The sequence below is a fragment of the Oceanobacillus sp. CAU 1775 genome, assembly GCF_054482815.1.
The window spans coordinates 457,271-471,418 of the sequence record NZ_JBTLRO010000002.1; the positions used below are offsets into that span (position 1 = coordinate 457,271).

Annotated in this window: 18 protein-coding genes; 3 read left to right on the plus strand and 15 right to left on the minus strand. The window is 35.2% G+C overall.

Annotated elements, in window-relative coordinates; genetic code table 11:
• Positions 1 to 8: 8 nt before the first annotated feature.
• The 5 genes from ftsL to ACXYMZ_RS05540 all read right to left on the minus strand — a co-directional run bounded on the left by ftsL (position 9) and on the right by ACXYMZ_RS05540 (position 4,184).
• Positions 9 to 380, minus strand: a complete 372-nt coding sequence (gene ftsL / locus ACXYMZ_RS05520; protein ID WP_458947361.1) for a cell division protein FtsL — start codon at positions 378 to 380, stop codon at positions 9 to 11.
• A complete protein-coding gene (gene rsmH / locus ACXYMZ_RS05525; RefSeq protein ID WP_458947362.1) occupies positions 380 to 1,357 on the minus strand; it encodes a 16S rRNA (cytosine(1402)-N(4))-methyltransferase RsmH in 978 nt (325 codons plus the stop codon). Before rsmH ends, ftsL begins: the two co-directional genes overlap by 1 nt.
• A 93-nt stretch (positions 1,358 to 1,450) precedes the next feature.
• Entirely contained in the window at positions 1,451 to 1,882 is a 432-nt protein-coding gene (gene mraZ / locus ACXYMZ_RS05530) for a division/cell wall cluster transcriptional repressor MraZ (protein WP_458947363.1), read from the minus strand.
• Between the two features lie 221 nt (positions 1,883 to 2,103).
• Complete coding sequence (gene bshC / locus ACXYMZ_RS05535) at positions 2,104 to 3,723, minus strand: bacillithiol biosynthesis cysteine-adding enzyme BshC (protein WP_458947364.1); 1,620 nt, start codon at positions 3,721 to 3,723, stop codon at positions 2,104 to 2,106.
• A 77-nt stretch (positions 3,724 to 3,800) separates the two neighbouring features.
• Entirely contained in the window at positions 3,801 to 4,184 is a 384-nt protein-coding gene (locus ACXYMZ_RS05540) for a DUF3397 domain-containing protein (RefSeq protein ID WP_458947365.1), read from the minus strand.
• A gap of 472 nt (positions 4,185 to 4,656) precedes the next feature.
• On the opposite strand from ACXYMZ_RS05540, the gene ACXYMZ_RS05545 reads away from it, so the two are divergent.
• Positions 4,657 to 5,145: an N-acetyltransferase gene (locus ACXYMZ_RS05545; protein WP_458947366.1), complete on the plus strand. Its 489-nt coding sequence runs from the start codon at positions 4,657 to 4,659 to the stop codon at positions 5,143 to 5,145.
• 320 nt (positions 5,146 to 5,465) lie between these two features.
• On the opposite strand, the gene ACXYMZ_RS05550 is transcribed toward ACXYMZ_RS05545, so the two are convergent.
• The 4 genes from ACXYMZ_RS05550 to ACXYMZ_RS05565 form a co-directional block, all read right to left on the minus strand.
• On the minus strand, positions 5,466 to 5,957 hold the full coding sequence (locus ACXYMZ_RS05550) for an RsfA family transcriptional regulator (protein WP_458947367.1): 492 nt from the start codon (positions 5,955 to 5,957) through the stop codon (positions 5,466 to 5,468).
• A 62-nt stretch (positions 5,958 to 6,019) separates the two neighbouring features.
• Positions 6,020 to 6,784: an enoyl-CoA hydratase/isomerase family protein gene (locus tag ACXYMZ_RS05555; protein WP_458947368.1), complete on the minus strand. Its 765-nt coding sequence runs from the start codon at positions 6,782 to 6,784 to the stop codon at positions 6,020 to 6,022.
• 201 nt (positions 6,785 to 6,985) lie between these two features.
• Positions 6,986 to 7,159, minus strand: coding sequence for a 50S ribosomal protein L32 (rpmF, locus tag ACXYMZ_RS05560; protein ID WP_458947369.1), 174 nt, complete (start codon positions 7,157 to 7,159; stop codon positions 6,986 to 6,988).
• 37 nt (positions 7,160 to 7,196) lie between these two features.
• The gene (locus ACXYMZ_RS05565) at positions 7,197 to 7,730 is read right to left on the minus strand and encodes a YceD family protein (protein WP_458947370.1); all 534 of its coding nucleotides are present in this window, start codon (positions 7,728 to 7,730) and stop codon (positions 7,197 to 7,199) included.
• Between the two features lie 189 nt (positions 7,731 to 7,919).
• On the opposite strand from ACXYMZ_RS05565, the gene ACXYMZ_RS05570 reads away from it, so the two are divergent.
• Positions 7,920 to 9,134, plus strand: coding sequence for a nucleotidyltransferase (locus ACXYMZ_RS05570; protein ID WP_458947371.1), 1,215 nt, complete (start codon positions 7,920 to 7,922; stop codon positions 9,132 to 9,134).
• A 50-nt stretch (positions 9,135 to 9,184) separates the two neighbouring features.
• Here ACXYMZ_RS05570 and ACXYMZ_RS05575 read toward each other — a convergent pair whose 3' ends face one another.
• A complete protein-coding gene (locus tag ACXYMZ_RS05575) occupies positions 9,185 to 10,210 on the minus strand; it encodes a SepM family pheromone-processing serine protease (protein WP_458947372.1) in 1,026 nt (341 codons plus the stop codon).
• 121 nt (positions 10,211 to 10,331) lie between these two features.
• Between ACXYMZ_RS05575 and ylbJ the strand changes: the two genes are divergently transcribed.
• A complete protein-coding gene (gene ylbJ, locus ACXYMZ_RS05580; protein WP_458947373.1) occupies positions 10,332 to 11,555 on the plus strand; it encodes a sporulation integral membrane protein YlbJ in 1,224 nt (407 codons plus the stop codon).
• A 159-nt stretch (positions 11,556 to 11,714) separates the two neighbouring features.
• Here ylbJ and coaD read toward each other — a convergent pair whose 3' ends face one another.
• The 5 genes from coaD to ACXYMZ_RS05605 all read right to left on the minus strand — a co-directional run bounded on the left by coaD (position 11,715) and on the right by ACXYMZ_RS05605 (position 14,139).
• Positions 11,715 to 12,200 (minus strand): pantetheine-phosphate adenylyltransferase, encoded by a 486-nt coding sequence (coaD, locus tag ACXYMZ_RS05585; protein WP_458947374.1) that lies wholly within the window; start codon positions 12,198 to 12,200, stop codon positions 11,715 to 11,717.
• Entirely contained in the window at positions 12,197 to 12,769 is a 573-nt protein-coding gene (gene rsmD, locus ACXYMZ_RS05590) for a 16S rRNA (guanine(966)-N(2))-methyltransferase RsmD (protein ID WP_458947375.1), read from the minus strand. The genes coaD and rsmD overlap by 4 nt, the downstream gene beginning before the upstream one ends.
• Positions 12,770 to 13,099: 330 nt before the next feature.
• Positions 13,100 to 13,372, minus strand: coding sequence for a YlbG family protein (locus ACXYMZ_RS05595; protein WP_458947376.1), 273 nt, complete (start codon positions 13,370 to 13,372; stop codon positions 13,100 to 13,102).
• 35 nt (positions 13,373 to 13,407) lie between these two features.
• Positions 13,408 to 13,845, minus strand: coding sequence for a YlbF family regulator (locus ACXYMZ_RS05600; RefSeq protein WP_458947377.1), 438 nt, complete (start codon positions 13,843 to 13,845; stop codon positions 13,408 to 13,410).
• A 57-nt stretch (positions 13,846 to 13,902) separates the two neighbouring features.
• Positions 13,903 to 14,139 carry a YlbE-like family protein gene (locus ACXYMZ_RS05605; RefSeq protein ID WP_458947378.1) on the minus strand — a complete coding sequence of 79 codons (237 nt, stop codon included), beginning with the start codon at positions 14,137 to 14,139 and terminating at the stop codon, positions 13,903 to 13,905.
• Positions 14,140 to 14,148 lie beyond the last annotated feature (9 nt).

Here is a 14,148-nt window from a genome sequence, read left to right on the forward strand (position 1 = left end):
ATTGCTCCTTACTCTCTGTCTGTAACCTGTGCTTGTCTCACTTCAGCATTTTGAATTTTTAAACCATTACTTTCTGCAATAGAAATAATTCTTTCAGGTCTAGATAACTCTTTCACTTCAAATGCTAGGCTTTCATTGGAGATAATTTTCTGTTCAACAGTTCTTTCTAGACTTTGTAATTCACGATTTATTGCATCTGTTGATGAAGATAAGGATACCATAAAAACGCAAGAAATTATAATGATTGCAGCAACAATAGAATAAATTACCTTCTCGCCTTTTGTGATCCAACCTTGTTTTTTGACTGTTACACGTACTTTTTTAGGTGCCTGATTTGGACTAGGTGCTGTTTGAAAGCTCCTTGCTTGATTCGCATTCATTATTTTCTCCATCCTTCCTCAAATACAAATTCGTCATTCCAAACTCTTTTTTTCTCTGCTATTCTTAATTTCGCTGAACGAGAACGTCGATTCTCTTCTAGTTCAGATTCATTTGCTATAATCGGTTTTCGAGTTACTAGTTCAAATGGTGCCTCATGTCCCTCGGGGATAACCGGTAGATTTCTTGGGGTTTTCTTCGGTGTACTCCACTTTTTGAAAGCTTGCTTACATAATCTGTCTTCTAAAGAGTGAAAAGTGATTACGACTACTCGCCCGTCAATTCCTACAATTCTCGCCGCTTGCTGCAATGCATCATTGAATGCTTGAAGCTCATCATTGACAGCTATACGCAATGCTTGGAAAATTCGTTTTGCAGGATGCCCACCTTTACGTCTGGCAGCTGCTGGAATACCTTCTTTAATGATCTCGACAAGTTCAAATGTCGTCTCAATAGGTGTAAGTTTTCGATGCTCTTCAATCTTTCTTGCGATTTGTTTGGAAAACTTCTCTTCCCCGTATTGGAAAAAGATTGATACAAGTCTTGCATAAGGCCATTCATTAACAATTTCATATGCTGTTAATTCACTATCTTGATTCATTCTCATATCAAGCCTGGCATCATGTTGATAACTAAAACCTCGATCGCCACGATCTAACTGTGGGGAAGATACACCTAGGTCAAAGAGAATACCATCGATGTGCTTTATTTCATGCTTTTCAATCTCTGCTTCAATTTGTCTAAAGTTAGCATGAATAAAAAGAATTCGATCTTCATATTCTTTTAGTCTTTCTTTTGCTGCTTCTAAAGCATCTTTATCCTGATCAAATGCAATCAGTAATCCATTTTCGTGAAGACGTGAAGCAATTTCATACGAGTGGCCGCCACCACCCACGGTGCAGTCGATATATGTACCATCAGGTTTAATGTTTAATCCATTTATTGTTTCTTCTTTCAATACACTATAATGCTCAAACAAATCTCCACCACCTTCACAATTATGAATTGATTGCTATATAAGTTCTTTACTTATTAATGATGTTCTATGTATGAAGGGTGTTCCCCTTCATATTTAGATATCAAAGTCCATGAGATTTTCTGCGATATCTGCAAAGGATTCTTCTGAGTCCTCTACATAATCATCCCACTTCGTATTTGCCCAAATTTCTACTCGCTCTGAAACACCTATAACTACACATTCTTTTTCTAACTCCGCATAACTTCTCAAGTTCTGTGGAATATTTATTCTTCCCTGTTTATCCACTTCACATTCAATTGCACCTGAAAAGAAAAACCTTGTAAATGCTCTTGCATCTTTTTTTGTAAGTGGTAATTGTTTTAATTTATTTTCGATTACTTTCCATTCTTCTTGTGGATATGCGAACAAACATTTATCGAGTCCTCGAGTCACAACAAAGACATCGCCAAGTCCATCACGAAACTTCGCTGGAACGATCATTCTTCCTTTGATATCAACGTTATGCTTGTACTCTCCCATAAACATTTAGTTCTCACCACTTTCGTAATATTAATATTACCACAATCCACCACTCTCCACCACTAAATTTATCATTAATTTTTTAGTTTCTTTGTTTTTCATAAAAAACCTTAAAAAACAAAAAAAGAAAAGCCATTAAATCAATGTTTAATGGCTTTTCTTATCATTTACTAAATTGTGGTAGATGGTGGGGGGGAAATCCCACCTAAGAAATAAAGTTAAATATATTATAGATAAACAACGTAATGGTTTTCTTTAAATGAAACGGGATGGTTAATAACATTTGCTAGGTAACCGTTGCCGTATCGATTTAAAAATGGAAGTGGATTCCACTTGCGTTCTTGAAGGCCATCTTCAGGCCTTAGCGATTGTTGGATAAGATCAAATTGAGATAATTCCTTTTCAAATTTAAACTCTAACGCTTGCATCATTCGATCACGCAGAAAATCGACTTCGCGATGAATATATTCTAAGTTCTTTTCTGAAAGTTGCTTTACGTCGTCCCTAATTTCCGACGCTACTTCTCGCATTGGTTGATGCGCTTTATCTATCGTTTGTTTAAGTACTTCTGCTAATTCAGCAATATCAGGACTTTGTTTGCTTTCGAGCCATGTCTTCCTTTGCTCACTTACCCCTTCGTTTACTGCTGTTTCCACATTTATTTTTGTCATCTCTAACGCTTTATTAACTTTATCCGTTAAAAATGTATAGGATAATCTAGGTATAACTGGTGGCATATTCAAATCTAATGTATGGAATGCTTTCTTCAGTGCAGCCCAATAGCTTATTTCTCCTGGGCCCCCAATGAATGCAAGTGTTGGAAGAAGCATTTCCTGCATCAATGGTCTTGTCACAACGTTATTACTTAACTTTGCTGGAGATTCCTTTGCAACAGTTAATAATTCGTTTGTTGTTAGCATTATTTCGTTTTGCTTTCCAATCCATTTACCATCCGCATCACGTTCTAATAGGATTCTCTCACCATCTAAATGATAAAATAAATGCCCATCTTCTAGTGCCGCATCCAAATGAATGGGATAATTGTATTCTTTCAGTTGACTACAGGCTTCCACAACCTCATTGCTTATCTTCTGTTGATTTTCGATAAGCTGAATGAAGTATTCACTTTCTAACGCTCGCACATTTTCATCCGCTGAATCAATCAGGATGATACCTTCTTCTTGAAAAATCTCAAATATAATTTTTGCGAAAAAGTCAGTGAAGCTGCTTGAGTGTTGTAGATGTTTTTTCAGCATTTCAAATAATTCTTTTGAGTACTTCGTTTCATCTAATTGTAAGAAAAGATCTTGAAGCCATTTCTCACAAATTTCTTTATCAAGTTCTACTTGTGATATCGGAGCTTTTTTGTAAAGTGACTGTTTAAGCTTCATTTTTTTGAGTTCTGTTTTGTCAGGCATATAGACATGATTAATTTCCTCATAATCATGATCTTCTCCAGCAATCCAAAAAATCGGTACGACAGGCACTTGAAGTTCTTCTTCTTGTTGCTTTGCAAATTGAATGATTGAAATTACTTTATTAATGGAGTACAGCGGACCAGTCAGTAAACCAGCTTGTTGGCCTCCGACGATTGCTATTGTTTCCTTTTGTTTCAGTAACTCAATATTTTCTAATGTAGAAGAAGAAGCCCCCCACTTTTGGTTGCTTTTTAATAAAACTTTTGTAAGTTCTTCACGTTTAAAATTTCTTTTATTTAATTCTATAGCTCTATCTTTTAACGATTCGAATGGTTGATAATCAAAGAACTGCATTGCTCGTTCTTCTCCCTTTCGATAATCGGCTATAAGAATATTTTCTTTTTTAATATTCACAGCGTCGATTCGCATTAAGTATTTCCCCTTTTACAGTTGTTGATTCCTTTATGTATTGTACAGAATATATCTCATTTAATCACTTAATCTGTTTATCCAACTAGCTGAATAATAATTCCTATAATCATTAGGCATCCATAAAGCACGAAAAACAATAAAAATGAAACCCTAAGTAATAACTTAAAGGCAGATAAAAACTGAATGTCTCGGTCTTTTTTCCATTGTACAACTACAATAATTGTTAAAATGGTGAGAAGAACAATAATCGCTATCCCAATAAAATTACGGTCGAAAATCATTTGTAGCATCATTAATACAGCGATAACGTAAAAAATGGTTGTCCAATTAACCACGCGATGTATCGCTTTCCATTTATTTCGCTCTATAGTCATGCTGATGAAATATACGATTATACTAGAAAATAAAGGTGCCGTAATAAAAAATGCTAATAACTTTGAAACAATATCAAGCATCATTCGCTTTCCCCTTTTATGAGAATATCACTTATACAAATCTCTATTTATTATTTAGGTTATGTCAAAACTTCTTATTGTTATGAGGATAGACCCGCTTCGGAAATATACTACGCTTTCCGCGGGCGGCTGGTGAGCCTCCTCGCGCGCTTTGCGCACTGCGGGGTCTCACCGTTGCCTTCCATCCCGCAGGAGTCTTCGTATATTTCCGAAGCTTCATTTAGTCTTCTAATCTAGTGAGGAATGAATCTCAACTATATAATTTAACAAAACCATTATTTATCTATTATATCTTTACTTTTGGTACTATTGTATCAAATTTATAGCTATTAGTATCCATTTAATTAATCCAGCTAGTTATTATTTTCAAATTTTAAAAAACCATGAGATTGGGTTATAATTGGGAGGGGATTATTTAAAGCAAGATAGGAAATACGGATACATATATCATGATAAATAATTAGGGGGCAGAAAGATGAATAATGTGAAAGTAGAAAACCTATTAATCAATTATAAAACGTTAGAGAAGTTTAAGCGCTTTAAAGAGTATGGCAATCAGGAACTATCCATGTTAGATGATTTACAAAATAACTTTATTGAAAATGATAGTAAATCACCTTTTTACGGCATTTATATCGGTGAAAGTCTCATAGCCAGAATGAGTTTGTATGAAGTGAAGGAAAAATATGATTATTATTTCGAACCATCTCAGGATTACTTAACGATATGGAAGTTAGAAGTTCTTCCTAATTATCAAGGTCAAGGCTATGGAAAAGTAATGGTAGATTTTGCGAAGAGTTTTAACTTACCTATTAAAACAAGCCCTAGAATTAACTCGCATAGCTTCTGGGAAAAGATGGGCTTCCAAAAAGCACAATATGTTATGGAACGAGATCTCGGTGAGAATCCATTGATTTGGCTTCCTGAAGGTGTAAAAGAAACAACAACTAATATAGATGAATAATAAATGACTAGAACAAAGGCGCAAGCGCCCGTTCAGCGACGTACAAACTGCGCCCCACAGGACGTGGGGTGGTTCAACGTTGCGACGTGATGTCGCGGTTTTAGTTGAACTTCCCTTCTCTTTTGAGATAAAGGAAACACGGCGAGGTACGAGCCGATGTTGACTTATCGATTGGAGGAGTGCGAAGTTTGATAGTCGTTGGGCGCTGGAGCCGGACGTGGCTATTCTTGTCAAGAAGAGTTATCCATAAAGTTCAAATTTTATAGGTTCCTACCAAAATTAAAACAGTGTGGCTCAACATTAGCCTCACTGTTTTATATTTATCCTTGTTCTTTCTCCACATTATTTACCCAATGCCATAACTTTCCCATTTCTCTCCAGGCATTTTGATAACGATTCAATTCATCTTTAAGTCTTGAATTTTCTTTCTCCAAGTTACGAAGCATTTCTTGGTCTTTCTCATCTTCCTTTTGTTCTTCTGGTAGCGCACGATCAACTTTCATCTTTTCTAACAAACGAATAGCTGACTCGATAACATCCTGGCTGTTCGTATCTTCATCCTTTAACAAACGTAAAGCTTGATTACTTGCTTGCTTTCTCTCTTCTTTCGCTTCTTGAATTCCAGCTTCATATTGCTTACGAATGGTAGCGTTCCACCTGAATCCGCAAGCTGCTGGGGTACGCGTCAATTTATTAGCAACACTTTTGAAAGCTTCGAGCTGGGTTTTTCCATTTTTTATATATTGTAAAACGGTTTCTGCTAGTAACAGATCTTCTTCTTTTGTCCAAGCATCTTGTCTCGTTTCTTTCATCGCAATCCTCCTCATCGCTTTGCTATCAATGTATGCAATAAGGAGGATTGATAGAATAGAGTTTACTTTTTTCTTGCTAAAAAGTTTTGTACTGCGGTCTTATGTTCAGGACTATCCCATAGGTCTGCAGTACCTCGAAGTTCTTCATCCATTCGTAAAAGTAATTCATCCATCTTAATATTCGTCTGATATTGCTTTTTTAATAGATGCATTTGCTTTATTGATTTCTGAGTATAGGCTTTTAGAATTTGCTCTTGGTCGTCCCATTCTTCTGCTCGGATGACATGGTGCAACCAACCTTTTTCCAATAATTCATTTGCTTTATAAAGATCTCCTCGCATTAACCAATCAAGCGCAAAACTCTTCGCAACTTTTTCATAAAGAATCGCACCACCACCCCAACCTGGTAATATCCCAATCTTACTCTGGATAAATCCAAATGAAGTACCTTCTTTAGCAATTCGAATATCACAAGCTGTAGCAAGTTCACACCCACCACCAAGTGCGTTTCCATTCAAAAGTGCGATAACTGGAACTGGAAATTTCACGATTTTTTCTAAAACATTTTTCATCGCGCTCAGATCAGCAAAAGCTTCATCAGGAGACAAATCTCCATGCAAGTTATTTAAGTCACCACCTGCACAGAAATATTCTCCCTCACTCGCAGTTAGAACAAGGAATTTTATTTCTTGATTCATAGCTTCATCTATATATTTTTCTAAAAGTATAACCATTTCTTTGGATATTGCATTTCGTTTATCAGCACGATTTAACCTGATAATCCCATACCCTTGATCATTCAACTCATATGTAACAACCTTTTCCATTCATACTCCCCCATCCATTAACAAATTTCTCTATTTAATATACCTATTTTTAAATCATTATCTCAATCTTTTAATACTTAGACAAACAATATCTTATAGGCTAGAAAACTTCATAGTGATTTACTCTATTTGTTAATGAAAAAGAGAGCCTATAACATAACGAATATGTTTTAGACTCTCTTGCTATTAACTGAGTTGAAATTAGTTGCTAACAACTTCTTTCCCATCATAATTTCCACATGCTTTACAAACGTGGTGTGATTTTGTTAACTCCCCACAATTTGAACATTCTACCATGCCAGGTACTTCTAATTTCTTATGAGTACGACGTTGGTTTTTAACCTTTTTAGATGTTTTACGCTTAGGTACTGCCATGACCCTACACCTCCTTCAAAGAAATGAAAAATACGTATTATTCATTTTCTTCTTTTTTATTTTCAAGTAAAGACTCCAATTTTTTTAAACGTGGATCAATCGTCTTTTCTTTCGTTTCCTGTTGAACAAACTGCCAGCCTTCACCTTCTGTTGGAGCTGCACCTTCTGGATTTACTTCCTCAGTAAACACACGGAAAGGAATTTCCAACAAGATGTTTTCCAAGATTATAGGCTTTAAATCAATGACATCCCCTTCAATCACATGTACCTCATCTTCTTCATCTTCATTTGATAAATTAGGTGAAGTAGAAAAGATTTCACTTACCTCAATATGGTAAGGATATGGGACATCAACTAGTGTTCTTGCACAAGGCAAAATCATTTCACCTTTTATCTTTAAGGCTGCAATAATTTCTTCATTATCTACATGGAATGTAGCATGAACTTGCGCTTCATCTATTTGGCGAATATCATTGTTCATAGTTGCTAAATCTGAAACATCTACAACGTCTTCAATTTCCATTGGTTTTGTAAAACTACTTTTACGGATTTGAGCGACAGTTAATTTCATAATTATCACCTCTAGGCAACAAGAGTAATTTTAAAAGAAAAATGCACTTTTGTCAACATCTTTTCTTTACAGCGTTTAGATTTACCTTGTTAGCTTCCTTTCTATTCATTATAAATTATATTATATGTTGTACATGCATTAATATTATTTGATACAATAATACCACATAAACACTAGGAGCTGAAACGAATGCGTACCTGTGGCTTAATTGTTGAATACAATCCTTTTCATAATGGACACGCTTATCATAATGAAAAAGCGAAAGAAATTTCACAAGCAGATTGTGTTATTGCTGTGATGAGCGGAAACTTCCTTCAACGAGGAGAACCAGCAATAATCGATAAATTTTTCCGTGCGAAAGCAGCTTTATTAGCTGGTGTGGATATCGTTTTAGAACTCCCCTATACTTTTGCCGTCCAACATAGTAACCACTTTGCTTATGGAGCCGTACATACATTGGACAAAATTGGTGTCTCAAGCATTTGCTTCGGTAGTGAATCTGGAGAGATTAAACCATTCATTGATTCTTATTATCAAATGAAAGATAAAAAAGAAATCTACGAAAGTGAACTAAAGTTGCAACTTGATAAGGGCTTGTCGTTCCCTGAAGCGAGCATGCACGCGTATCAAGAAATTGGACTGACAAATGAAGCGTTTGATTTATCACAGCCTAATAATGTGCTCGGGTTTAGTTATGTAAAAACCATACTAGACAGCGATTTAAATATTGAAGCCCTAACAATAAAAAGACAAAATAATCATTACCATGATTCTGAAATTACGAACAGAATTGCTAGTGCAACCAGTATTCGAAAAGAAATATTAGAAAGTCATATCCTTACTGAAAAAGCTATTGCCGCTTTACCTGAATCTACGATAATGCAAATGGATTCCTATAAAGAAGAAACATCCCTATGGCATGAATGGGAACAGTATTTCCCATTACTTCATTATCGCGTACAAATAATGTCCCCAGAAGAACTACGGGAAATACATGGAATGGTTGAAGGTTTAGAATTTCGTGTAAAGCGTACTGCGAAAACAGTAAAAAATATGAATGAGTGGATTACAGCAATTAAGACAAAGCGTTACACATGGACAAGAATTCAACGCATGTTCGTTCATTTACTTACAAATACAAAAACGAAAGATATTTCCCCTTTTCTTGATGAGGAGATACAAATCCCATATATACGTTTACTTGGTATGACAAAAAATGGCCGGGAATTTTTAAATCAACAGAAAAAAGATATAGAAGTTCCACTTATAACCTCTTTGTCCAAGCACATGCATCCAATGTTGCAACTAGAAGAAAAAGCAACATCAGCATACTACAGCATTCTTCCCCCAGAAGAACGGATAAAAGCTATGAACAGAGAATTAAGGGGACCAATAATAATTTAAAAATAGGACGTGGATAAGCAATTGCGCCTACCCATGTCCTATTTTTATTGTTATTTCTTTTCAGGAAGCTCTTCTAGATAATTTAATGCATCCGCAAAGGAGTCTACCCCGACGATTTCCATATCCGTTCCAATTTCTTCAGCGGTTTGAATGGCAACTTCATAGTTAGAATCCGCTGCCCCATCTTCAAATGGAACAAAGAAGATATCCATTCCTTCTTTATCAGCTGCTACAATTTTTTTATCAACCCCGCCGATACGATAAACATTTCCTTCATAATCAACTTCACCAGTACCAGCAATATGATAGCCTTTTGTAATATCTTCTTCTAATAATTGATCATAGATTTCTAAAGAAAACATTAAACCTGCACTTGGCCCACCAATATTACCACTTGAAAATGTTACAGCAGGATCGACTGTAACCTCACGATCTGTTACAAGTGTTATTCCAATCCCTACTTTATCAGGGTCATTCGCAAATGTTTCTAATGTGATTTCTGTCTGTTGTATCTCTTCTTCTCTCAAAAATTCAATTTCAATTGTATCTCCAGCATTTTTAGTATCAATATAATTTATTAAATCCGTCGATTCTTTAATGTCTATACCATCAATATTTATAATGCGATCTCCCATTTCAAGCTTGCCATCTGCAGGCATGTCATCAACAACGCTCACTACGTAGACGCCAACATACTCAATTTGAATATCCTTTTCAGCAGCTTCATATGCTACAACGAGTGAAGCTTCCTGCGAGCTTTCCATCACTTGAAGCTGTGCATGCATATAATCGTCAGGAGAAATTCCTTCAGGAAAAACTTCATGGATCGGATTAATATCATTATGTGGAAGAACCATGGCAAGTAGATAATGAATCGGTGTCGCTTGTAAACCACTGACTGTTACGAGATGCATTTCTCCAGCACTAGTAAATGATTCTTCAACTTCTACAATTGGGTTTAATGGTTCTGTATTTCCCGGTTTTTGAATATAGTAAGGTAGTTGATATGTTCCGAGAAAGTATGCAATAAAAATAATTACTATGTAAGTTATAATTCTAGTTTTCGATATTTTCATTACTTGCATGACTCCTTCCTTCAATAAATACAGGTAGCTTTTGTAAAAAGACTAGCATTATTTTACACCTAATACAATCACTTGTACAGAACAGGGCTCATATATCATAGGGGGCGTACAATTGAATCCATTTTTTAAAACGATATTTTTATCCAGTATAACCATCCTATTAACTATTTTGTTAATATATTACCCTGACGAAGCACTATCTGCTAGTCTCCGGGGCTTATTTATGTGGTCAGAAGTCGTCTTTCCATCTTTACTACCATTTTTTATCACTGCAGAATTATTACTTGCCTTTGGAGTGGTTAAGTTTCTTGGTGTCCTATTCGAGCCTATTATGCGACCGTTATTCAATGTACCAGGGGTCGGAAGCTTTGGTTGGATGATGGGAATGGCAAGTGGCTATCCGACAGGTGCAAAGATAGCTGCTAGGTTACGTCAAGAAAAACAGATATCCCAAATAGAAGCAGAGAGACTTGTTTCTTTTACTAATAACTCTAGCCCATTATTTATTTTCGGTGCTGTCTCAATCGGGCTTTTTCACGACCCAATACTTGGATTACTCCTCGCTTTCTGCCACTACGCGAGTAATATGATTGTAGGCATTATCATGCGTTTTCATGGAAGAAATGTGGACAAACCTACCTCTGCATCAAAAAATAAAACGGGGAAAAATAACTTTTCTATTGCATTTCAAAGCATGCATAAAACAAGAATGAAAGATAAACGACATTTTGGAGAGATACTAGGGGATGCAGTGTTAGAATCAATAAAAACACTTGTTATGGTAGGTGGATTTATTATACTTTTCTCTGTAATTACACAACTACTCCATCTAGTTAAAATTTCGGTAATACTTGGACAAGTTATTGGTATTCTTTTCTTACCCTTTGGAATACCCGTTCATTTATCTGAAGCATTCTTCTCTGGTTTATTTGAAATTACTTTAGGAGCCACACTGCTCTCCGAATTAACTACAGATTCGATATTATATCAAGCGATATTAGTGAGTTTTATTTTAGGCTTTAATGGTTTTTCTATTCAAGCACAAGTAGCGAGTATTCTAGCTAAAACAGATATACGTTTTTATCCTTATTTTTTTGCAAGAATCATGCATGGATTGATTGCTAGTGTTTTAACGTATATTTTTTATCAACCTTTGTACGTTTCCAGATCAGAAATCAAAGCTGAAGATATTACAGCCTTTCACAATTACGACATGTCATTTTGGCAAGAGATGATGTATTTATTATTAGAAAAAGGGATGTTTATTACTATTGCTTGCTTAGGTGTGGGAGTTGCTATTTTATTGTTTAAAAGAAACCAGAAAATAGATAAATAGAAGAGTGTTCAGATTATGTATGTTGAAATTAATGGAGCTAACTTATTATATGTTCTATTTTAAGTTTCTTATTTACCAAGTGATTTTGATAAGTTTTTGTCCATAATAAAAGGTTAACTAGAGATTCCTAGTTAACCTTTTCATAAATATATTACTATTTTATAGATGATTAAATTTTTCTTTTAAGGCATTTTCGACAACATCAGGTACTAAGCCGCTAATGTTTCCGTTGTATTTTGCTGCTTCTTTTACCATACTCGAGCTTAAGAAGGAATATTGATTATTAGTCATGATGAATAATGTTTCGATATCTGGCTGAAGCTTTCTATTCATTGATGTAATTTGCATTTCGTATTCAAAGTCACTTACTGCTCTAAGACCACGAAGTACAGCGGATGCATTCTTTTTAACGGCATAATCCACTAGTAGAAAGTCTGAAGAATCTACTTTTATATTTGGTAAGTGCTTGGTTGAGTCTTTAATAAGTTGAACACGTTCGTCTACTGTGAACAAGGGTGTTTTCGATTCGTTATTAAAAACGGTAACGTATATTTCATCAAATATTTGTGCCCCTCTTTCGACGATATCAAGATGTCCATTTGTAAATGGATCAAAGCTACCTGGAACAATTGCTAACTTTGTCATAATATTACTCCTTTACGCTGTAGTTGATAAATTGTTATTGCTATTGTGTTACTGTATTTTTCTTTTTTTAGAATCGATAGTGATTCCATTTCCTCAGGTAAATCTTCAGAAGGATCATGTTCACAATAAATGAGACCATCAGTGTCCAATAGATCATTTACGACTATGAATTCAAGAAGTTCTTTAAACTTTATTGTGTTATATGGCGGATCAAGAAGAATTAGTTGAAAGCTTAGTTCTCGCTTAGCAACCGCTTTCAACGCACGTTTCGCATCCGTTCTAAATACCTCAGTTTTATCTTCTTGCTTTACCTTTTTCAAGTTTTCTTTAATGGTATGTATTGCTTTTCCTTGCTTATCTACAAAAATCACTTGCTCTATTCCGCGACTTAGTGCTTCAATCCCAAGTGACCCACTACCAGCAAATAAATCTAGTGCCATACCTCCTTCGAAATATGGACCAAGAACTTGAAATACTGCTTCTTTTATTTTATCTGTTGTAGGTCTTGTTGCATCGCCAGGAACTGCTTTCAATGATTGTCCCTTAAGCGAACCCGCTATAATTCGCATAAATTCACCTCGATTTCAGACATCTCGACATAATCCTAACATAAAGATTAGTATTTAGAAATCCACTTGAGAAATTTTAGTATAATATTTATTTCTTTGTATATAATAGCATAATGATTCAACTAAGCGTTAGTAAGGTTGATTCAAAACAGAGTATACTTATTCTTCCCCATAGGTTTTACTCTGGTTTCTCCTCTCCCTTTGTCTTTTTGTTTTCGATCGAAAACAAAAAGAGCCTGCAGAATTTTATCTGCAGGCTTTCTCTTTTTTAAAATGAATATGTCATTGCTCAATGTTGTTATGTGCATCAACAGAGCCATTAACTTAAAACTAAATACCCATTCTATAATCGTATTTCTTAGCTTCGTCTGGTTTTGCGTTTTCGAAGTTTGTTTGAATAAACGGTTTATGTGAACGATCGACTTTTGATACGAAGGAGTGCTTTAATATCTTCTTCTCAGTAGCATCAATCGTTTCTTGATCAACATAAATAAGGGCGTATTTTAATTTTTTAGATACATAAATTAAGTTACCATAACGTTTTATATGTTTAAGGTTTTTCATATGCTGGAACCAGACAACAAGTCCTTGACGACCTACCAATAGCCACACCTTCTTTCAATAATAAGCCAGTTTTTTTACGATGCACAACCACAACTACCGCCACTGCCACAACCGCAGCCACTGTCAGATAGTGCCGCACCCTCTTTAGGTACTTTAATTCCATCACTTACACTGCCTGCAATATATTCACTTATTTCATCAAGTAAATTTTGTAGATTACGTTCTGCTATTTTAAATTCTGCGACAGTATCATGCATATCCATCGCACGTTTTTTTAGACGAACATCTTTCATAATCGACTGATAATCAGGGTGGTACTTTCCAAACCGTTGAATATCATCATAATGTTCTTTTATATTAGTAAAGGCTTTAATCAGCTGTTGTGCTTCTTCATCTTGTTCTAAAGCCAACTTCTTTTGCTGGTAGTCATTCATTACATCGGAATGAAGAACCATTTGCCCTAATTGTTCAGTAAAATCTAGAATTGTTACATATTCCATTGAAGCAATCATTTATAGCACCTCCACTAATATCATATCACTTAAAGCCGAGGAATAAAATATAATACATTAATCTTTTAATAAATCAGCCATATTTATTAGCATTGATGCCATTTCTAGTTGATTATTTACACGATCCATTCGTTGGGCTAATGTTTTTCCATAAAACACTTTTGCTTCCCTCTCAAGTTCATTAACTCTTTTTAAACCATCTCTGGATAAATATCGATACCAATAAGGCTCATGTCGAATAAACTCTAATAACTTTGGATTATTTGATAAAAACTGAAGTGTGGTTGCGTCCATTTTAATCCC